This window comes from Alsobacter metallidurans (genome assembly GCF_014636935.1).
In the GTDB taxonomy this organism is placed as follows: Bacteria; Pseudomonadota; Alphaproteobacteria; order Rhizobiales; family Beijerinckiaceae; genus Alsobacter; species Alsobacter metallidurans.
The window spans coordinates 394070-414080 of sequence record NZ_BMES01000001.1 but is presented as its reverse complement, the minus strand read 5'-3'; the positions used below and the strand labels follow the sequence as shown (position 1 = coordinate 414080).

Sequence of the window (20011 nt, the reverse complement as noted above, 5' to 3'; positions counted from 1 at the left end):
CCAGCTTGCTCCACCTCTGAGCGTCCTGAAGTCCCTCGTCCTTCGAGACGCAGGCCCAAGGGGGCCTGCTCCTCAGGATGAGGGGCGTTGTGAAGTGGATAGAGCGCTAGCGCCGCTCACATCACGGTCTTGAGCGCATCCAGCACGGCGTCGGGCGCTTCGGCCATGAGCATGTGGCCGGCCTTGGGGACCACCACGGTGGTCGCGCCCGGGATTCCAGCGCCGAGCGCGCGGCCGGCTTTCGCCGGCGTCATCATGTCCCGCTCGCCGAGCGCCAGGATCGCCGGGCAGCGCACGCGGGCGGCGTCGGCGAGACCATCCCGGTAGGCGTCGCAGGCCGCGAGATCGGCGTGGAGAACGCCGGGCGCGGCGCGCTCCAGGAGAGCGGTTCCATCTCCCAGCATCCAGAGGCCGGGCATCGGCGAGCCTCCCATGGCGGCGCGGGCGCCCATGCTCCAGAGCGCCACCATGTCCACCGCCCGGCGCTGGTTGGCTTCCGCTGCCCCGAGCAGGTCGGCCGAGACCGGCGCCGCGCCGGCCGTGCCGACGAGCCCGATGGCGCGGACGCGCTCCGGCGCCTGCAAGGCGCAGCGCAGCGCGACCAGCCCGCCCATGGAGTGGCCGACGAGCGCCGCCTCGCGCAGTCCGGCGGCGTCCAGCAGGCGCAGCGTCCAGTCCGCCATGGCCTCGACCGTGCGCAGGGGCGCGCCGCCGCTGGCGCCGTGGCCGGGCAAATCGACGGCCAGAACGGCACGGCCATGATGCGCAAACCAGCGGGTCTGGAGCGCCCAGACGGTGTGGTCCATGCCCGCGCCATGGATGAACACCACGGCGGGCAGCGCCGGGTCGAACGGCTTGCCGCCGGTGGCGGCGAACACGGGTTCGTGGTCGACGGTGAAGCGCATCGTCAGCCCCGCTGCGAGGCGCGTAGCGCCTGGTTGAGGTCGCCGATGATGTCGGCGGCGTTCTCCAGCCCGACCGAGAGGCGGATCATGTCCTCGCCGACGCCCGCTGCCGCGAGCTGGGCCGCATCCATCTGTTGATGCGTGGTGCTGGCCGGGTGGATCACCAGCGTTTTGGCGTCGCCCACATTGGCCAGGTGGCTGGCGAGCTTCAGCGCCTCGATGAAGCGCCGGCCGGCGGGGCGGCCACCCTTCACGCCAAAGCTCACGATGGAGCCGGCCCCGCGCGGCAGGAGCGTTTGCGCCAGCGCGTGGTCGGGATGCGTTTCCAGCGTGGGATGCAGCACCCAGGCAACCGCCTCGTGCCGGCCCAGGAAGTCGAGCACCGAGGCGGTGTTCTCCACGTGGCGCTGCATGCGCAGCGGCAGCGTCTCGACGCCCTGCAGCAGGTGGAACGCGTTGGTGGGGCTGAGGCAGGCGCCGAAATCGCGCAGGCCCTCGGTGCGGGCGCGCATGATGAAGGCCGCGGGGCCGAACTCCTCGGCGAAGCAGAGCCCGTGGTAGCCCGCGTAAGGTTCGGTGAGGGTCGGATGCTTGCCGTGCGCCAGCCAGTCGAAACGCCCGCCGTCGATCACCACGCCGCCGATCGCCACGCCGTGGCCGCCCAGCCACTTGGTGACGGAGTGCATCACGATGTCGGCCCCGAGCGCGATGGGGCGGCAGAGCCAGGGCGTCGCGAAGGTGTTGTCGATCAGCAGCGGCACGCCCGCCGCATGCGCGATGGCGGCGACCGCCGGGATGTCGAGCACCTCGAGGCCGGGATTGCCGAGCGTCTCGCCGATCACAAGCCGGGTGCTCGGCCCGATGGCGGCGCGCAGCCCTTCGTGGTCGCGCGGCCTTACGAAAGTCGTCGTGATGCCGAAGCGAGGCAGCGTGTGGGCGAGCAGGTTGACGGTGCCGCCATACAGCGACGCCGACGCGACGATGTGGTCGCCAGCCGAGAGCAGCGTCGCGATGGCGAGGTGCATGGCGGCCTGGCCGCTGGCCGTGCACACCGCGCCGACGCCGCCCTCCAGCGCGGCGAGGCGCTCCTCCAGCACCGCCACGGTGGGGTTGGAGATGCGGCTGTAGATGTGGCCCGGCCGCTCCAGGTTGAACAGCGCGGCGGCGTGGTCTGAATCCTCGAACACGAAGGACGTGGTCTGGTGGATCGGCACCGCGCGCGCGCCGGTGGCCGGATCCGGGCGCTGCCCGGCATGCAGGCTCAGGGTTTCAAAGGCGGGCGGCTTGGGTCCGGACATCGGGCGCTCGTGCGGTTTGCGCCGAGTAGACCGGCCGCACGCCCGGCGCGCAAGAGCCTCCCCCGCCCTACCCGGCCTTGAGGCTCGGCAGGCTCGCCATGAGGTCGGCGAAGCGCTCGCCCTGCACGGAGATGTGGTCGCGGATCAGGGTGGCGGCTTTCTTGGCCTTGCCGTCACGGATGGCGTCCACGATGGCGGCGTGCTCATCGAACGAGGCCGCGACGCGGTTGCGGACGCGAAGCTGCAGGCGGCGGTAGGGCTTGAGGCGGCGGTGCAGCGCGGTGGCCTGCTCGATCAGGAAGCCGTTGCGGCTCGCCGCGTAGATGGCGAAGTGGAAGCGCTCGTTCTCGTAGTAGTAGGCGTCCGGTCCCTTGGCGAGCGCGGCCTTGCAGGCCTTGTGCGCCTCCACGATGGCGACCTCCGTCTCGGGCGTCAGGCGGCGGGCCGCCAGCTTGGCCATGAGCTCGAACATCTCGACCAGCCGCTCGGGCGTGATGGTGGCCACCACGGCGCCGCGGCGCGGGCGGGATTCGACGAGGCCGGCGGCCGAAAGCTGGTGCAGCGCCTCGCGGACGGGCGTGCGGGACACGCCGAAGCGCTGCGCGAGCGCGACCTCCTCGAGCTTTTCGCCCGGGCCGAAATCGCCCGTCAGGATCGCCTGCTCGATCAGGTCGCGGAGCTTACCGTTTGGCGCCGCAGCATGGATGTCAGTCATTTGTGCACCTGCGTTGGGCGCCATGTATACACATTGATTGACGCTTCGTACAGGAGCCTGTACGGCTATTCCTCATCGCCACAGAAGCGGACCGTCGGCAACGGCGGCCAAAGTCGAGGAAACGCCATGCTGATTTCACGCCGCTCCGTGCTGCGCGCGGGCCTCGCAGCCCCCGCCATCCTGTCCCTGCCCACGGGCAGCTTCGCCCAGCAGAAGACGCTGAAGATCTCCCACCAATTCCCTGGCGGCACGCTCGAGCAGGGCGACTTCCGCGACCGCATGTGCCGCAAGTTCGCGGCCGAGATCGAGAAGCGCACCAAGGGCGAACTCACCGCGCAGGTCTATCCCGGCTCTTCGCTGATGAAGACCAACGCGCAGTTCTCGGCCATCCGGAAGGGCGCGCTGGACATGACGCTCTACCCGCTGAGCTACGCCGGCGGCGAGGTGGTGGAGACCAATATCGGCCTGATGCCCGGGCTCGTGACCTCCTACGAGCAGGGCGCGGCCTGGAAGACCTCTCCGGTCGGCAAGAAGCTCTCTGACATCCTGGCCGACAAGGGCGTGATGATCATCACCTGGGTGTGGCAGTCGGGCGGCGTCGCCAGCAAGCAGCCGATGCTCAGCCCGGCCGACGCCAAGGGCATCAAGATCCGCGGCGGTTCGCGCGAGATGGACATGGTGTTCAAGGCCGCAGGCGCGGCGACGCTCAACATTCCGTCTAACGAGTCCTACGCCGCCATGCAGACGGGCGCTTGCGACGCCGTCGTAACGTCGTCCACCAGCTTGATCTCCTTCCATCTGGAAGAGCTCGCCAAGAACCTGACCTCCGGGCGCGGCAAGTTCTACTGGTTCATGCTGGAGCCGATCCTGATGTCGAAGACGCTCTTCGACGCGCTGCCCAAAAACCAGCAGGACGCCATCCTGGCCGTCGGGGCCGAGATGGAGCCGTTCGGCGTCGCCGGCGCCAAGGCGGACGACGACGAAGTCGAAAAGGTGTTCGCCAAGGCGGGCGCGACCGTCAAGACGCTGGACGACGCGACGCTCGACCAGTGGCGCAAGCTGTCTCGCGAGACCGCCTGGAAGGACTTCGCCGAGCGCAACGCCTCCTGCGCGGACCTGCTGAAGCTCGCCGAGGGCGTTGCGTGAGCCACGGCGCCCCCGAAATATCTGCGCCGATCGAGGTCCCGGTCGTTCCGGGGCCGGTCGGCGTGCTCGTCAGGGCCATGAACCTCGTCAACCGGCTCGTGATGGGGCTCGGCGGGATCGCGCTGGTCGCGGCCGCGCTGGTGCTCTCCTACAGCGTGGTGGTCCGCTACTTCCTGAAGATCCCGACCGACTGGCAGGACGAGACGGCCGTGTTCCTGCTGGTCGGCGCCACCTTCATGAGCGGCGCGGCCGTGCAGGCGCGGCGCGGGCATGTGGGCATCGAGGCGTTCGCGTCCATCATGTCGCCGCGCGCGAACCGCTGGCGCATGCTGTTCACCGACATCGCGTCGGCGGCGTTCTGCGCCTTCTTCTCGTGGAAGAGCTTCACGCTACTGCACGAGGCCTGGGTGGACGACCAGCATTCGTCCTCGACCTGGGGGCCGCCGCTCTGGATCCCTTATTCGGTGATGGCGATCGGGATGACGCTTCTCACCCTGCAGATCATCATCCAGATCGCGGTTGCGCTGGACCGGAGGAATCACGCGTGAGCGCCGCCGCCATTGGCTTCCTGTATGCGGGCGCGACGCTCGGGGCGATGTTTTCCGGAATGCCGATCGCCTTCGCGCTCGGCGCGGTCGCGATCCTGTTCATGGCGTTCTTCATGCCGGGCGCGTCGCTCGATACGGTGACGCAGAACGTCTACGAGGAAATGTCCTCGATCACGCTGCTGGCCATTCCGCTGTTCATCCTGAAAGGCGCGGCCATCGGCCGGTCCCGGGCAGGCCAGGATCTCTACTCCGCCATGCACGCCTGGCTGCATCGGATCCCGGGCGGCCTCGGCATCGCCAACGTGTTCGCGTGCGCGCTGTTCGCCGCCATGGCGGGTTCCTCGCCGGCGACCTGCTCGGCCATCGGCTCGGCCGGCATTCCGGAGATGCGGCGGCGCGGCTATTCGGGGGGCTTCGCGGCCGGCATCATCGCGGCCGGCGGCACGCTCGGCATTCTGCTGCCGCCTTCCATCACGATGATCCTCTACGCGGTGGCGGCCGAGCAATCGCTGGGCCGGCTGTTCCTGGCCGGCATCGGGCCGGGCTTCCTGCTGGTCGGGCTCTTCGCCCTCTATGCGGGCATCCGCTTCCGGCAGGAATACGCGCTCGCCAAGCGGGTGTACGAGGCCGGCGGCCCGTTGTCGCCGATCCTCGAGGAAGACACGCTGTCGACCCGCGACAAGCTCTCGCTGCTGCCGCGCGTGCTGCCCTTCGTGCTGCTGCTCACCGGCGTGATGATCGCGCTCTATGGCGGCTTCGCGACGCCATCCGAGACGGCCGGGCTCGGCGGCGTGATGGCGCTGGGGCTCATCGCGGCGATCTACGGCGTGTGGAAGCCGGCCGACCTGTCGCCGATCCTGCACGCCACGCTGCGGGAAAGCACGATGCTGATGCTGATCATCGGCATGTCGTTGCTCTACGCCTACGTGATGAGCTACCTGCACATCAGCCAGTCCACCGCGCAGTGGATTGTGGCGCTCGGGCTTTCCAAGTGGCTGCTGCTGCTTGTGATCCTCGGCATGGTGATCGTGCTCGGCTTCTTCCTGCCGCCAGTGTCGATCATCCTGATGACGGCCCCGATCATCCTGCCGCCGCTGAAGGCCGCCGGCTTCGACCTGATCTGGTTCGGCGTGGTGATGACCATCGTGATGGAGATGGGGTTGATCCACCCGCCTGTCGGGTTGAACATCTTCGTGATCAAGAACATCGCTCCCGACATCCCGCTGCGGGACGTCATCATGGGGACGCTTCCCTTCGTGATCCTGATGGCCGTGGCGGTGCTGCTGCTCTGCCTGTTTCCGCAGATCTCGACCTTCCTGCCGGACCTCGTGATGGGACCGCCGGGGGCCGGAAAGTGACCGGAGCGCGCGCATGACGGACGCCGAGCCGCAACCCACCGCCGATGCCCCCGCCGTCGCGGCGGCGGCGGGGTGGCGCAACGCCGTGAACATCTCGTTCTTCAGCGACCTGCTGCAGAGCATCGCGGATCGCGGCCGCTCGATGATCATGAGCGGGCGCGGCGGCACCGCGAAGGACCTCGCGGGGCTGTGCGGCGACCTCCTGTCCAGCCGCGGCGAAGCCTCCGGGGTGGCGCTGGCGCGCGAGATCCTGGATCGCTACGACGCGCTGGAGGACGCCGCCAAGGCGGCCTTCCTGCGCGAGCTGGTGCAGCGCTTCGGGGCCGAGCCCGCCGCGCTCGAGAAGGCCATCGCGGCCTATCGCGAGAAGCCCGACCATCGCACGCTGCTGGACCTCCACAAGGCCGCGGAGCCCCGCCGGCAGGAGCTGATCCGCCGGCTCAACCTTTCGCCAGGCGGCACGCTGCGGCTGGTGCGCATGCGCGAGGAGCTGTTTCGGCATCAGGCCGACCTGCCCGAGCTTGAAGCGCTGGACGCCGATTTCCAGCACCTGTTCTCGTCCTGGTTCAACCGCGGCTTCCTGGTGCTGCGGCCCATCGACTGGTCGACGCCGGCCAACATCCTCGAAAAGATCATCCGCTACGAGGCCGTCCACGCCATCGAGAGCTGGGACGACCTGCGCCGGCGCCTGCAGCCGGCCGACCGGCGCTGCTTCGCCTTCTTCCATCCGCAGATCGTCGACGAGCCGCTGATCTTCGTCGAGGTGGCGCTCACGGCCGAGATCCCGGCCGGCATCGGGCCGCTGCTGGCCGAGGACCGGAGCGTGATCGACCCGCGGCAGGCTACGACGGCGGTGTTTTACTCGATCTCGAACTGCCAGGAGGGCCTGCGCGGCATCTCGTTCGGCAATTTCCTGATCAAGCAGGTGGTGGAGGAGCTGGCGCGCCAGCTTCCGGCGCTGAAGAACTTCGTCACGCTGTCGCCAGCCCCGACCTTCGCGAGCTGGCTGGCGCGGGAGCGCCGCAACGAGGCCTCCCAGGCGCTCACGGACGAGGACAAGGGCGTGCTGGACGCGCTCGACGCGCAGGGCTGGACGCAGGACGCCGTGCGCCTGCCGGCGGTTCGGCGCGTGCTGATGGAGGCGGCCGCCTACTACTATCTCCGCGCCAAGACGCCCGGCGGCCGGCCCGTGGATCCGGTGGCGCGGTTCCACCTCGGCAACGGGGCGCGGCTGGAGCGGCTGAACTGGCTGGGCGACGTCTCGCCGAAGGGCCTGAAGCAGGCGCACGGCCTAATGGTGAACTACCTCTACGACCTCGACGACATCGAGAAAAACCACGAGGCCTTCGTCAACAAGGGCCGCGTCGCGGCGGCCTCCGGCGTCCGCAACGCGCTCCGGAGCGATCTGCCGAGCCGCGAGGTCGTGCCGCTGCAATGAGCGCGGTGGCGCGGCGTCCCTCCACCGTCCTGCCCGGGCTTGTCCCGGGCATCCACGCGCGGGGCGTCGGCGTGGATGGCCGGGACAAGCCCGGCCATGACGGCAAATGATGGTCGGCTGTGCGGCTGGTCAGACACGATTAAAGAGCAAGAGAACACCCATGTCCGACAACCTTTTCGCGCTGGTGCGCGAGCGCGTCACCGACCCGCAGAAGCTCTTCATCGAGACCAATGACGGGCGACGCTTCACCTATGAGGACATGCTGGCCCTCTCGGCCCGGCTCGCGCACGCCCTGAAGGCGCGAGGCGTGGAGGTCGGCGACCGAGTCGCCGTGCAGGTGGACAAGAGTCCCGAGGCGATCATGCTGTTTCTCGCCTGCCTGCGGGTCGGCGCGATCTACCTGCCGCTGAACACCGCCTACACGCTGACCGAGCTCGAATACTTCATCGGCGACGCCGAGCCGCGTGTCGTCGTGGCTTCGCCCAAGGCCGGAGCAGCGCTGGGCGAACTGTGCGCGCGCCTGGGCGTGGCCGCCACCGAGACGCTCGGGACGGGCGGCGACGGCTCGCTCATGGAGCTCGCGGCCGGCCAGCCGGCCGAGTTCGCCGACGTGGCGCGCGGCAAGGACGACCTCGCGGCGATCCTCTACACGTCGGGCACGACGGGCCGCTCCAAGGGGGCGATGCTGAGCCACTGGAACCTGGCCTCCAACGCTCTTACGTTGAAGGACTTCTGGCGCTTTACGGCTGATGACGTGCTGCTGCATGCGCTGCCGATCTTCCACACGCACGGCCTGTTCGTGGCGACGAACACCATCCTGATGGCCAACGCCTCGATGCTGTTCCTGCCCAAGCTCGACGCCGACGAGATGATGCGCCTCATGCCACGCGCCACCTGCATGATGGGCGTGCCGACCTTTTACGTCCGCCTGCTGCAGGAGCCCCGGCTCAACCGCGAGACGACGTCGCACATGCGCCTCTTCGTGTCGGGCTCGGCGCCGCTGCTGGCCGACACCCACCGCGCCTGGAGCGAGCGCACCGGCCACGCCATCCTGGAGCGCTACGGGATGACGGAAACCAACATGAACACCTCCAATCCCTATGAGGGCGAGCGCGTGCCCGGCACGGTGGGCTTCCCGCTGCCCGGAGTGGAGCTGCGCGTGGTGGACCCCGAGACGGGCGCTCGCCTGCCGGACGGCGAGGTCGGGATGATCGAGGTGAAGGGGCCGAACGTGTTCAAGGGCTACTGGCGGATGCCCGAGAAGACGGCGGCCGAATTCAGGCCGGACGGCTTCTTCATCACGGGCGACCTCGGCAAGGTGGACCAGCGCGGCTACGTGCACATCGTCGGCCGCGGCAAGGACCTCGTGATCACGGGCGGCTACAACGTCTACCCCAAGGAGGTCGAGACCGAGATCGACGCCATCCCGGGCGTGGTGGAGAGCGCCGTGATCGGCGTCCCGCACCCGGATTTCGGCGAAGGCGTCACGGCCGTCGTCGTCGTGCCGAAAGGCTCGGCGCTGACCGAAAAGGACGTGGTCGCCCGGCTCGACGGCCGCCTCGCCAAGTTCAAGCAGCCCAAGCGCGTGATGATCGTCGACGACCTGCCGCGCAACACGATGGGCAAGGTGCAGAAGAACGTGCTGCGCGAGCAGTACAAGGGGCTGTACGGCGGCTGATCGCGGCGGAGTTCGAACTCATGGCGGAAACGGTCAAAGGCCCGGCCTCCTACTTCCCGTCGATCGAGAAGACCTATGGGAAGCCGATCGCGCACTGGAAAGCGCTTGTCCGGCAGCGCAGCCCGGCCAAGCACATGGAGCTCGTGGCCTTTCTGAAGACCGAGCATGGCATGGGCCACGGCCACGCCAACGCGATCGTGGCGCATACCCTCGCCGAAGACGCCAAGTAGGCGGTGCTGCCGAGGCGTCATCCGGGTCGGCGGCCACATCCTCCCGTCATTGCGAGCGCAGCGAAGCACTCCAGAAGCCGGGCGTAGAGCCTCAGGCCTCGCCATCAGACTGGATTGCTTCGCCTTCGCCTCGCAATGACGGCGAGGCGGTTGCGACCGGGCGGCTACTTGCCGCCGGCGGCCACGCGCAGCTTGGGTTCGCGGTCCCGGTGGGTGTCGCGAGCCTGCAGCACGTCCATCAGGTGGCGGCGGATGGAGCCCTGCTTGGCCGGGTTCACGATCTTGGAACCCGTGAGGTCGGTGACGTAGAACACGTCCACGGCTTTCTCGCCGAAGGTCGCGATGTGGGCCGACGCGATGTTGAGGTTGAGCCTGCCCAGAGCCGTCGTGAGCTCGTAGAGCAGGCCCGGCCGGTCGAGCCCCGCGACCTCGATCACGGTGTGGCGGGTGGACAGCGCGTTGTCGATCATGATCTGCGGCGGCACCGTGAAGGCCTTGGAGGCCGAACTGCGGTCCGGGCCGCGCGCCGCGACCGCCTCGGCGATCTTGATCTCGCCCTTCAGCGCCTTTTCGATGTGCTGCGCCACGCGGGCGCCGCGGCGCAGCTCGTCCTCGTCCATGTCGAAGGCGCGGGACACGAAGATGGTGTCGAGCGCCATCCCGTCCGTGGTGGTGAAGATCTGCGCGTCGACGATGTTGGCCCCCGCCGCCGCGCACGCTCCCGTGATGATGGCGAGCAGGCGCGGATGGTCCTGCGCGGTGACGGTGAGTTCGGTCACGCCGCGGAAGCTGTCCGTCGCCACCTCGGTGGCCAGCGAACGCAATTCGCGCTCGGCGCTGCGCAGCAGCAGGGCGTGCTGGACCTTGCGGGGCACGTCCACCTTGAGCCAGTAGGCCGGGTAGTGCCGCGCCAGATAGGCGTCGACCTCGGCGTCCGGCCAGGTCGGGAGAGCCCGGCGCAACTCCTCCTGGGCTTGCCTGACGCGCTGGGCGCGCTCGATCTGCGAATGGCCGCCGGCCAGCACGATTTCGGTTTCCCAGTAGAGCGTGCGCAGGAGCTGGCCCTTCCAGCCGTTCCACACGCCCGGCCCCACCGCCTTGATGTCGCAAACGGTCAGCACCAGCAGCATGCGCAGCCGCTCCAGCGTCTGCACGATGGCGGCGAAGGTCTGAATGGTCTTGGGATCGGAGAGGTCGCGGCTCTGCGCCACCGTCGACATGGTGAGGTGCTGCTCCACCAGCCACGCCACCGTGTCGGTCTCGGCGTCCGTCAGCCCCAGCCGCGGGCAGAGCTTGCGGGCGATGCGCGCGCCCGCGACCGAGTGGTCCTCGGGCCGGCCCTTGGCGATGTCGTGAATGAACAGCGCCACCGCCAGGATGGTGCGGTTGCGGATGGTCGGCAGGATCTCGTTGGCGACCGGCAGCTCGTCCTTCAGCCGCCCGTTCTCGATGTCGGCCAGGATTCCGATGGAGCGGATCAGGTGCTCGTCCACCGTGTAGTGGTGGTACATGTTGAACTGCATCATCGCGACGACGCGGCCGAACTCGGGCACGAAGCGGCCGAGCACGCCGGCCTCGTTCATGCGCCGCAGCACCACCTCTGGCGCGTTGGTGGATGTCAGGACCTCGATGAACAGCCGGTTCGCCTCCGGGGTGTTGCGCAGGGCCGGGCCGATCAGCTTCAGCGAGCGCGTCACCAGCCGGGCCGCGTCCGGGTGAATGGCGCGGTTGAGCTTGTCGGCGATCCAGAACAGCCGGATCAGGTTCACGGGATCCCGCTCGAACACGTCCGGCCGCGCCACGCTCAGCCGGTCGTTGTCGACCACGAAGTCCTTGCTCTCCGAGATCGCGCGGCCGCTGCGGCGGAAACGGCCGACGAGCCGGTCCAGCATGGCGCGAGGCTTGGCGTGACGCGCTTCCAGCGCGGCGCACACGATGGCGGTGAGGTCGCCGACGTCCTTGGCGACCAGGAAGTAGCGCTTCATGAAGCGCTCCACCGACGACATGCCGCCATGGGTCGCGTAGCCGAGCTTCTCGGCGATCTGGCGCTGCAGGTCGAAGGTGAGCCGCTCCTCGGCGCGGCCGGTGACGTAGTGCATCTGGCAGCGTACGCGCCACAGGAACTCGTCGCAGCGGCGAAACAGGTCCGCCTCCTCCTGCGAGAACAGCCCGGCCTCGACGAGGTCGGCGGTGCGGCGGACGCGGTAGACGTATTTGGCGATCCAGAACAGCGTATTGAGGTCGCGGAGCCCGCCCTTGCCGTCCTTGACGTTGGGCTCCACGAGATAGCGCGACTGCCCGGCGCGGTTCACCCGGCGCTCCCGCTCGGCCAGCTTCTCGCTCACGAACTGGGAGGCCGTGCCCTGCACCACATCACGGTCAAAGCGGCCCTCGAACTCGGTAAACAGCGCCTTGTCGCCGAGGATCAGCCGCGCTTCCAGCAGCGCGGTGCGGATGGTGTAGTCGCCATGCGCCTCGCGGATGCACTCGTCGAGGCTACGGGTGGAATGGCCGACCTTCAGCTTCAGGTCCCAGAGCGCGTAAAGGATGCTCTCCACCACGCTCTCGGACCACGGGGTGGTCTTGTAGGGCAGAAGGAACAAGAGATCGACGTCCGACCCCGGCGCCAGCGTGCCGCGGCCATAGCCGCCCACCGCCACCACGGCGAGGCGCTCGGAGGTGGACGGGTTCTGCACCGGGTAGAGCACCCGCACGGCGATGTCGTGCAGGGCCGCCACCATGGCGTCCATGAGATCGGACAGCCGCCGCGCGCAGGCGTGGCCGTTGCGCTCCAGGTCCAGCATCGCGTGGGCTTTCTCACGCCCCTCGTCCAGCGCCTTGCGCAAGACGCCCACCACGGCTGCCCGCCGCGCCGCTGAGTCCAGGCCGGCCCCCTGGAGCGCGCTGTCCAGCGCGGTTCGGAGCTCCGCCCTGTCGAACACCGGCGACGGGCGGGCGGGATTGCTGCGCGGAGCGACCATGAGGCGAAATCCAGAGGCGGAGCGTTCGGCCCTGGCGAGCGGAACGGCGCACGATAACCGACAAAAGCAAACAACCTGCTTTTCGGGCGTTCCCGCGCCGGCGTCAAACGGCACGCGTTTCACAACCTCGCGCACGCGCCGGTCGGTTGTGGCGCACGGGCCATCGGCTAGGCTGACCTTGTTCCAGCCCTTTCCCGTGCGGATTTCATGACTATCGCGTATTGCGTCGCAGGCCCGGGCGCCCGCCCATGGTGACCCGCGTCTCCACCGTGTCGTTCGAAGGCATCGAGGCCCGGCCGGTGGACGTGCAGGTGCAGATCATGCCCGGCAGCGTCGTGTTCACCATCGTGGGCCTGCCCGACAAGGCGGTGGGCGAGTCGCGCGAGCGGGTGCGCTCGGCGCTGGTGGCGTCCGGCCTGTCGCTACCGTCGAAGCGCATCACCGTCAACCTCGCGCCCGCCGACATGCCCAAGGAGGGCAGCCACTACGACCTGCCTGTGGCGCTGGCCGTGATGGCGGCCATCGGCGCCATTCCGTCCGACGCGCTGGACGGCTTCGCGGTGCTGGGCGAGCTCGCGCTGGATGGCGAGATTACGCCGGTTGCGGGCGTTTTGCCGGCCGCCATGGCGGCGAACGAGCGGGACATGGGGCTTATTTGTCCGGCGGAATGCGGCCCGGAGGCCGCTTGGGCGTCGGGCGACATGACCATCCTGGCCCCGCGCTCGCTGATCCAGCTCGCCAATCATTTCCGTGGCGTCCAGGTGCTCTCCCCGCCCACGCCGGCCGTACGCCAGCCGGGCGCGTCGATCCCGGACCTGCGCGACATCAAGGGGCAGGAAAGCGCCAAGCGGGCGCTCGAAGTGGCGGCCGCCGGTGGGCACAATCTCCTGATGTGCGGGCCGCCCGGCAGCGGCAAGTCCATGCTGGCGGCGCGCCTGCCGTCGATCCTGCCGCCGCTGCTGCCGCGCGAGCTTTTGGAAGTCTCCATGGTGCATTCGGTCGGCGGCCTGCTGGCGGGCGGGGCGTTGACGGATCGACGGCCGTTCCGTGCGCCGCATCACTCCGCCTCCATGGCGGCGCTGGTGGGCGGCGGCATCAACGCCAAGCCGGGCGAGATCTCGCTGGCGCACCATGGTGTGCTGTTTCTGGACGAGTTGCCCGAGTTTCTCCCGCAGGCGTTGGACAGCCTGCGCCAGCCGCTGGAAACCGGCGAGGTCGCGATCTCGCGCGCCAACAGGCGGGTGGTCTACCCTGCGCGTTTCCAGCTCGTGGCCGCCATGAACCCCTGCCGCTGCGGGCACGCCACCGAGCCCGGCTACGCGTGCAAGCGCGCGCCCAACGCCAAGTGCATGGCGCAATACCAGTCGCGCCTGTCCGGCCCGCTGCTCGACCGCATCGACCTGCAGATCGACGTGCCGGCCGTGAGCGCCGCCGATCTCATGCTCCCTTCCCCGGCCGAGGGCTCCGCCGAGGTCGCGATCCGAGTCGCGCGGGCGCGAGAGATCCAGCTCAGGCGCTACGCCTCGCTGGGCGCGTCCGTCTCCACCAATGCGGCCTGTCCGCCTGGGCTGGTGAACGACGTCGCCCAGCCGGACGCCGCAGGGCTCAAGATCCTGCGCGAAGCCGCCGACGCCATGCGGCTCACGGCCCGCGGCTTTCACCGCGTGCTGAAGTTGGCCCGCACGCTCGCCGATCTCGACGAGGCCGACAAAGTTGGCCGGCTCCACATCGCCGAAGCGCTGTCTTACCGCAGCCGCGAGGTGGTGGACGGCTAGGCGAGCCGTCGAAACGGAGCAGCGCGAAGCGCCACCCTCCCCTCGAGGGGGAGGGTGCGGCTGCCGCGTCTGCCGAATAGCGAAGGGTAAGTCGGCCCCCTCTACGCCAGCGCGGCGGCGATCTCGGCCGTGATGGCTTGGGCCGAGGCGCGTGGGTCTTGCGCCTGCGTGATCGGCCGGCCGACCACGAGCGCATTGGCCCCAGCCGCGATGGCGGAGCCGGGCGTGGCGGCGCGCTTCTGGTCGCCGAGGGACGCGCCCGCCGGGCGGATGCCGGGGGTCACGAGGCGCATACCGGGGCCGAGCAGCGCCCGCGTGGCGGCGAGCTCCTCGGGCGACAGGATCAGCCCGCCGACGCCGGCCTCCTGGGCCTGCCGGGCGCGCCGCGCCACCAGGTCCTTCACCGTCATGCCGTAGCCGGCGGCCTGAAGATCGGCGTCGTCATAGGAGGTCATCACCGTGACGGCCAGCAGCGTCAGGCCGGAGCCCTGGGTCGCCGCAACGGCGGCCTTCATGGTCTGCGGATAGGCGTGGACGGTGAGGTAGGTCGCGCCGAGCCTGGCGACCTGCTCGGCGGCGCGAGAGACCGTGTTGGGGATGTCATGGAACTTGAGGTCGAGGAAGACCTTCTTGCCGTCTCCGATCAGCCGCTTGGCGAAGTCGAGGCCGCCCGCATAGATCAGCTCGAGGCCCACCTTGTAGAAGCTCACGGTATCGCCGAGCCGCTCTGTCATGGCCTGCGCCTCGGCCACGCCGGGGAGGTCGAGAGCGACGATCATACGGTCGCGCGGGTGGGCTGCTCCGGTCATTCGGGCTCTCCGATTCTGGCGTCCTCGAGGGGGCGCCAGCGGTGGAGCACGCGCAGCGTGGCCCTGTCAAAGGCGAAGACATTTCCGCCGCCGGCCGGCTGGTCAAAACGCCGGTCGATGGCCGAGCCGCTCAGCGCGCAGCACAAAAGCGTGCCGACGCCGCCATGGCCGGCAAACGCCACATTGCCGGCTGGCGCTTCCGCCAAAACGGCGTGGACAGCCGCGACCACGCGCGACTGGGCGTCAATGGCGCGCTCCCAACCGCGAACGCTCTCGTCCGGTTGGGCGAAGAACTGGTTGGCGACGGCCTCGAACTCGGGCGGCGGCAGAAAACCGGTCGCGCTGCGGTCGTTCTCGTGCAGGCCGGGACGCACCAGCAGCATCGCGCCGGTTGCGCGCGTGAGCACGCAGGCGGTCTCGATGGCCTTGGCTTCGTCCGAGGATGCGACGGCTCTGAGGCCCGAGACCCAGGGCGCGCCGGCGGCGGCCTCGATGCGGGCGCGGCCGAGTTCAGACAGGGACCATCGCGGAACCGGGACGGCTGGGTCCATCCGGATTTGCGGGTGGGTAACGTAGAAGACCGTCGCCATGCAGGCTAACCGCGTCGCCTGGGGCGCGGGTTGCGCAAGGCCCGCAGTTGCGCGTCCGCGGCCACATGCGCGTCTGGTCCCTCCATGTGGGCGTTGATGCGGCGCAGGAACTCCAGCGTGGGCCGCACACGCTCGTCGCGCATCACGCGATCGGCCTGCTCGTCCCAGGCGTGCCGCACCCGGTCCGCTCCGTCCAGCAGTTCGTCGCGGACGCGACCGGTGCCGGACTTCAGGCGACGGACGAACGCGGCTTCAGCGCGCGAGCGCCGCCTGGCCTGCAACGCCGGCGCGTCGTCCGCGCGGCGATAGGCCCAGACACGCGCCGGCGGAATGTTCAGCCACACGGGGGCCGAAGCCGCGGCCGCGACGCCCGGGCCGCGCGGAACCGGCGACGTCAAGCCGTAGGTGAACTGGATGAACGGCGCATCAGGAGCCATCAACCCGAACGATCGCACGAGCAGGCGCGCTCGCTCTTCCTCGGGCCGGGTGAGCAGCGGCAGGCTGGACACCACGGCGGCGGCAGGCGCCCGCTGATGTCCGGCGAGGGTCCGGTCGATCGCATAAGCGTCGCCCTGCACGACGGTCGCGCGCGGAAAACGCTGCCGGAGGAGCTGGCAGAAATCGGGATCGAACTCGACGAGCACGAGGCGCTCTTCCGCCACCCCATGCTCGATCAGCGCCTGCGTGACCGGGCCGGTGCCGGGCCCGAGTTCGATGACGGGACCGGGACGGCCGACGTCGACCAACGCCGCCATGGCGCGCGCGAGCGCGGGGCCGGAGGGCGCGATGGCTCCCGCCTGGAGGGGATTGTCGAGCCAGCTCTTGAGAAAACGCGCCTCGTCCTGCAGGCGCCGGGCGAGCGGCTCCTTCAGCTTGGGCTTCCTCTCGGGGCTGGCGCCGCGCGAGTGGCGGCGGGGCTCGGGCTGCAACGCAACTGGCTCCGTATGCGCAGATCCGCAAGGCTAGAGCCGAGCGGTCATGGGGTCAACGCGCCTGGGTTGCGGAAAGGCGCCCTGCCGCCGGCAGGCGTTCGCCTATTCGGCGGAGCCGCCAAAGAAGTCGCGCACCTTGGCGAAGAAGCTGGCGCTCTCGGGCTGCGTGTCCTTGGAGCTCTCGCGCTCGAATTCGCGCAGCAACTCGCGCTGCCGGCCGCTGAGCTTCTGCGGCGTCTCGACCACGACCTGGATATAAAGGTCGCCATGGTCGCGCGACCGCAGGATCGGCATGCCGCGGCTGCGGATGCGGATCTGCTTGCCGGTCTGGGTGCCTTCCGGGACCTTGACGCTGCATTCCTCGCCGTCCAGCACCGGAACGCTGATCTCTCCGCCGAGCGCGGCCGTCACCATGCTGACGGGGACTCGGCAGAACAGATCCGCGCCGTCACGCTGCAGGAAGGGGTGCGCCTTGAGCGACAGGAAGATGTAGAGATCGCCGTTGGGGCCGCCGCGCAGCCCCGCCTCGCCCTCGTTGGCGAGCCGGATGCGGGTGCCGTCCTCGACGCCGGCCGGGATGTTCACCGACAGCGTGCGCTCGCGCGTGACGCGCCCGGCGCCGTTGCAGGACCGGCAGGGATCCTCGATCACCTCCCCGCGCCCCTGGCAGTTCGGGCAGGTGCGCTCGATGGAAAAGAATCCCTGGCTCGCCCGCACGCGGCCATAGCCGCCGCAGGTGGGGCACTGCTTCGCCTTGGAGCCGGGCTTGGCGCCCGTGCCAGAGCAGGCCTCGCACGCGATGGAGGTCGGCACCTTCAGGGTCGCGGTCTTGCCCGCATAGGCCTCCTCGAGGGTGATCTCGAGATTGTAGCGCAGGTCGGACCCGCGCTCGCGCCCGTTGGGCTGCTGCCGGCCGCCACGGCTGGAAAAGTCGCCGAACAGGTCCTCGAAGATGTCCGCCATCGAGGACGCGAAGTCGTTGCCGAAGCCCGGGCCGCCACCGCCGCCATTCTCGAAGGCTGCGTGGCCGAACCGGTCATAGGCGGCGCGCTTCTGCCCGTCCGAGAGCACCTGGTAGGCCTCGTTGAGCTCCTTGAACTTCGCCTCGGCCTGCTTGTCGCCCGGGTTCTTGTCCGGGTGATGCTTCATCGCGAGCTTGCGAAACGCGGATTTCAGCTCCGTCTCGGTCGCGGTGCGGCTGACCTCGAGCAGTTCGTAATAGTCTGTCTTGGCCATGGATGTCCGGCGCGGTCGATGGAAATTAAACTCGGCTGGGCCGCCAGCCTACAGCGCCACAGAATCGCGACGCCTGCAACGACGCGGCGTGGCGATCGGGCCGGGCGGCCGATGAATTCACGAAAGGTGAGGCGCCCCGGATACTCTCCGAGGCGCCTTCTTCAGCGAGCGATCAGGCCCGCTTCTTCTTGTCGTCGTCGCCCACTTCGCGGAAGTCCGCGTCGATGACGTCATCCTTCTTGGCGTCGGCGGCGGCGTCAGCTTCCGCGCGGCCCTGCTCGGCGGCGTACATGGCCTCGCCGAGCTTCATGGAGAGCTGCATCAGGTCGTTGGTCTTGGCCTTGATGGCCTCGACGTCCTCGCTGGCGATCTCGGTCTTCAGCGCCGCGATCGCGCCCTCGATGGCCGACTTGTCGGCGGCCGCAGCCTTGTCGCCGAGATCCGCGACCGATTTCTCGGTCTGGTGGATCAGGCTTTCGGCCTGGTTGCGGGTTTCGACCAGCTCGCGCCGCTTCTTGTCGTCCGCGGCGTGCGCCTCGGCGTCCTTCACCATCTTCTCGATGTCGGTTTCGCTGAGGCCGCCCGACGCCTGGATGCGGATCTGCTGCTCCTTGCCGGTAGCCTTGTCCTTGGCCGACACGTTGACGATGCCGTTGGCGTCGATGTCGAAGGTGACCTCGACCTGCGGAACGCCACGCGGAGCCGGCGGCAGGCCGACGAGGTCGAACTGGCCGAGCAGCTTGTTGTCCGCCGCCATCTCGCGCTCGCCCTGGAACACCCGGATGGTCACGGCCGTCTGGTTGTCCTCGGCGGTGGAGAAGACCTGGCTCTTCTTGGTCGGGATCGTGGTGTTGCGGTCGATGAGCCGGGTGAACACGCCGCCCAGCGTCTCGATGCCCAGCGACAGCGGGGTCACGTCGAGCAGCAGCACGTCCTTGACGTCGCCCTGCAGCACGCCCGCCTGGACGGCCGCGCCGATGGCCACGACCTCGTCCGGGTTGACGCCCTTGTGGGGCTCCTTGCCGAAGAACTGCTTCACGGCTTCCTGGACCTTCGGCATGCGCGACTGGCCGCCGACCAGGATGACCTCGTCGATCTCGGCCGCCGTCACGCCGGCGTCCTTGAGCGCCTTGCGGCAGGGCTCGATGGTGCGCTGGACCAGATCGTCCACCAGCGCCTCGAACTTGGCGCGGGTGAGCTTCAGCGTCAGGTGCTTCGGGCCGCTCGCGTCAGCCGTGATGTAGGGGAGGTTGATCTCGGTCTGGCTCGCGGAGGAGAGCTCGATCTTGGCCTTCTCGGCCGCCTCCTTCAGGCGCTGAAGGGCGAGCTTGTCCTTCTTGAGGTCGATGCCCGACTCTTTGCGGAACTCCTCGGCGAGGTATTCCACGAGGCGCATGTCAAAGTCTTCGCCGCCCAGGAAGGTGTCGCCATTGGTGGACTTCACCTCGAACACGCCGTCGCCGATCTCGAGGATCGAGACGTCGAAGGTGCCGCCGCCAAGGTCGTACACGGCGACCACGCCGGTCTTCTTCTTGTCGAGGCCGTAGGCGAGCGCCGCCGCGGTGGGCTCGTTGATGATGCGCAGCACCTCGAGGCCGGCGATCTTGCCGGCGTCCTTGGTGGCCTGACGCTGGGCGTCGTTGAAGTACGCCGGGACGGTGATGACCGCCTGCGTGACCGGCTGGCCGATGAAGGCCTCGGCGGTCTCCTTCATCTTCTGCAGGATGAAGGCGGAAATCTGCGAGGGCGAGTAGGTCTTGCCGTCCGCCTCGACCCAGGCGTCGCCGTTGCCGGCGCGCGAGATGGTGTAGGGCACGAGGCCCTTGTCCTTCTGGGTCATCGGATCGTCGTAGGTGCGACCGATGAGGCGCTTGATGGCGAAGAAGGTGCGCTCGGGATTCGTGACCGCCTGGCGCTTGGCCGGCTGGCCGACGAGGCGCTCGCCTTCGTCCGTGAATGCGACGATGGAGGGCGTGGTGCGCGCGCCTTCCGCGTTCTCGATCACCTTGGGCGTCGCGCCTTCCATGATGGCGACGCAAGAGTTGGTGGTTCCGAGGTCGATGCCGATGACTTTTGCCATGTCGTAGGTCCCCTTTTTCGGCGAGATCACCGAGCCCCGAAGGCGCTCCGGCCAGAGGTTCCCCGTCACGCCCCGACCGAGGCGGGACCGGGAGCCTGATCCCCTAGGATTGGCGGGTATTCCCCGCGTCGGCGGGTATATAAGGAGGCGCCGCCGGGGCTGCAAGGCGAGATCCTGCCCGCATCGCGATCGCCGCAGCCGCGCAAGAAGGTCACAGCTCTCGAGCTTCGCACGGCCGACGCGCCGGCGGCGATTCGCTGTTAAGCAACGCCGTGGTAACCTTGTTGCAATC

15 protein-coding genes and 1 pseudogene are annotated in these 20011 nt (G+C 69.0%); 7 read left to right on the top strand and 9 right to left on the bottom strand.

Annotated features, from left to right (window positions below):
• Positions 1 to 116 precede the first annotated feature (116 nt).
• The 3 genes from IEV99_RS01795 to IEV99_RS01785 all read right to left on the bottom strand — a co-directional run bounded on the left by IEV99_RS01795 (position 117) and on the right by IEV99_RS01785 (position 2918).
• Positions 117 to 905 (bottom strand): alpha/beta fold hydrolase, encoded by a 789-nt coding sequence (locus IEV99_RS01795; RefSeq protein WP_188516017.1) that lies wholly within the window; start codon positions 903 to 905, stop codon positions 117 to 119.
• 2 nt (positions 906 to 907) lie between these two features.
• Entirely contained in the window at positions 908 to 2203 is a 1296-nt protein-coding gene (locus IEV99_RS01790) for an O-acetylhomoserine aminocarboxypropyltransferase (RefSeq protein WP_188516016.1), read from the bottom strand.
• Between the two features lie 67 nt (positions 2204 to 2270).
• Positions 2271 to 2918, bottom strand: a complete 648-nt coding sequence (locus tag IEV99_RS01785) for a GntR family transcriptional regulator (protein ID WP_188516015.1) — start codon at positions 2916 to 2918, stop codon at positions 2271 to 2273.
• Positions 2919 to 3044: 126 nt separating this feature from the next.
• On the opposite strand from IEV99_RS01785, the gene dctP reads away from it, so the two are divergent.
• The 6 genes from dctP to IEV99_RS01755 all read left to right on the top strand — a co-directional run bounded on the left by dctP (position 3045) and on the right by IEV99_RS01755 (position 9316).
• Positions 3045 to 4064, top strand: a complete 1020-nt coding sequence (gene dctP, locus IEV99_RS01780) for a TRAP transporter substrate-binding protein DctP (protein WP_188516014.1) — start codon at positions 3045 to 3047, stop codon at positions 4062 to 4064.
• On the top strand, positions 4061 to 4612 hold the full coding sequence (locus IEV99_RS01775; protein WP_244643458.1) for a TRAP transporter small permease: 552 nt from the start codon (positions 4061 to 4063) through the stop codon (positions 4610 to 4612). The genes dctP and IEV99_RS01775 overlap by 4 nt, the downstream gene beginning before the upstream one ends.
• Positions 4609 to 5970, top strand: a complete 1362-nt coding sequence (locus IEV99_RS01770; protein WP_188516013.1) for a TRAP transporter large permease — start codon at positions 4609 to 4611, stop codon at positions 5968 to 5970. The genes IEV99_RS01775 and IEV99_RS01770 overlap by 4 nt, the downstream gene beginning before the upstream one ends.
• A gap of 142 nt (positions 5971 to 6112) precedes the next feature.
• On the top strand, positions 6113 to 7408 hold the full coding sequence (locus tag IEV99_RS01765) for a malonyl-CoA decarboxylase (RefSeq protein ID WP_244643757.1): 1296 nt from the start codon (positions 6113 to 6115) through the stop codon (positions 7406 to 7408).
• 160 nt (positions 7409 to 7568) lie between these two features.
• Complete coding sequence (locus tag IEV99_RS01760; RefSeq protein WP_188516011.1) at positions 7569 to 9086, top strand: malonate--CoA ligase; 1518 nt, start codon at positions 7569 to 7571, stop codon at positions 9084 to 9086.
• Between the two features lie 20 nt (positions 9087 to 9106).
• Positions 9107 to 9316 carry a DUF4287 domain-containing protein gene (locus IEV99_RS01755; protein WP_188516010.1) on the top strand — a complete coding sequence of 70 codons (210 nt, stop codon included), beginning with the start codon at positions 9107 to 9109 and terminating at the stop codon, positions 9314 to 9316.
• Between the two features lie 164 nt (positions 9317 to 9480).
• On the opposite strand, the gene IEV99_RS01750 is transcribed toward IEV99_RS01755, so the two are convergent.
• Positions 9481 to 12297: a [protein-PII] uridylyltransferase gene (locus IEV99_RS01750; RefSeq protein WP_188516009.1), complete on the bottom strand. Its 2817-nt coding sequence runs from the start codon at positions 12295 to 12297 to the stop codon at positions 9481 to 9483.
• Between the two features lie 248 nt (positions 12298 to 12545).
• On the opposite strand from IEV99_RS01750, the gene IEV99_RS01745 reads away from it, so the two are divergent.
• Positions 12546 to 14072, top strand: a complete 1527-nt coding sequence (locus IEV99_RS01745; protein WP_188516008.1) for a YifB family Mg chelatase-like AAA ATPase — start codon at positions 12546 to 12548, stop codon at positions 14070 to 14072.
• A 101-nt stretch (positions 14073 to 14173) separates the two neighbouring features.
• Here the strand turns inward: IEV99_RS01745 and pyrF are convergent, their stop codons facing one another.
• The 5 genes and pseudogenes from pyrF to dnaK form a co-directional block, all read right to left on the bottom strand.
• Positions 14174 to 14881, bottom strand: a complete 708-nt coding sequence (pyrF, locus tag IEV99_RS01740) for an orotidine-5'-phosphate decarboxylase (RefSeq protein WP_244643456.1) — start codon at positions 14879 to 14881, stop codon at positions 14174 to 14176.
• A complete protein-coding gene (locus tag IEV99_RS01735; protein ID WP_188516007.1) occupies positions 14878 to 15471 on the bottom strand; it encodes a histidine phosphatase family protein in 594 nt (197 codons plus the stop codon). Before IEV99_RS01735 ends, pyrF begins: the two co-directional genes overlap by 4 nt.
• A gap of 299 nt (positions 15472 to 15770) precedes the next feature.
• Positions 15771 to 16343: pseudogene (locus tag IEV99_RS23945) on the bottom strand (class I SAM-dependent methyltransferase); the annotation flags it as partial.
• A 162-nt stretch (positions 16344 to 16505) separates the two neighbouring features.
• The gene (dnaJ, locus tag IEV99_RS01725; RefSeq protein ID WP_188516006.1) at positions 16506 to 17639 is read right to left on the bottom strand and encodes a molecular chaperone DnaJ; all 1134 of its coding nucleotides are present in this window, start codon (positions 17637 to 17639) and stop codon (positions 16506 to 16508) included.
• Positions 17640 to 17811: 172 nt separating this feature from the next.
• Entirely contained in the window at positions 17812 to 19719 is a 1908-nt protein-coding gene (dnaK, locus tag IEV99_RS01720) for a molecular chaperone DnaK (protein ID WP_188516005.1), read from the bottom strand.
• Between the last annotated feature and the right edge of the window lie 292 nt (positions 19720 to 20011).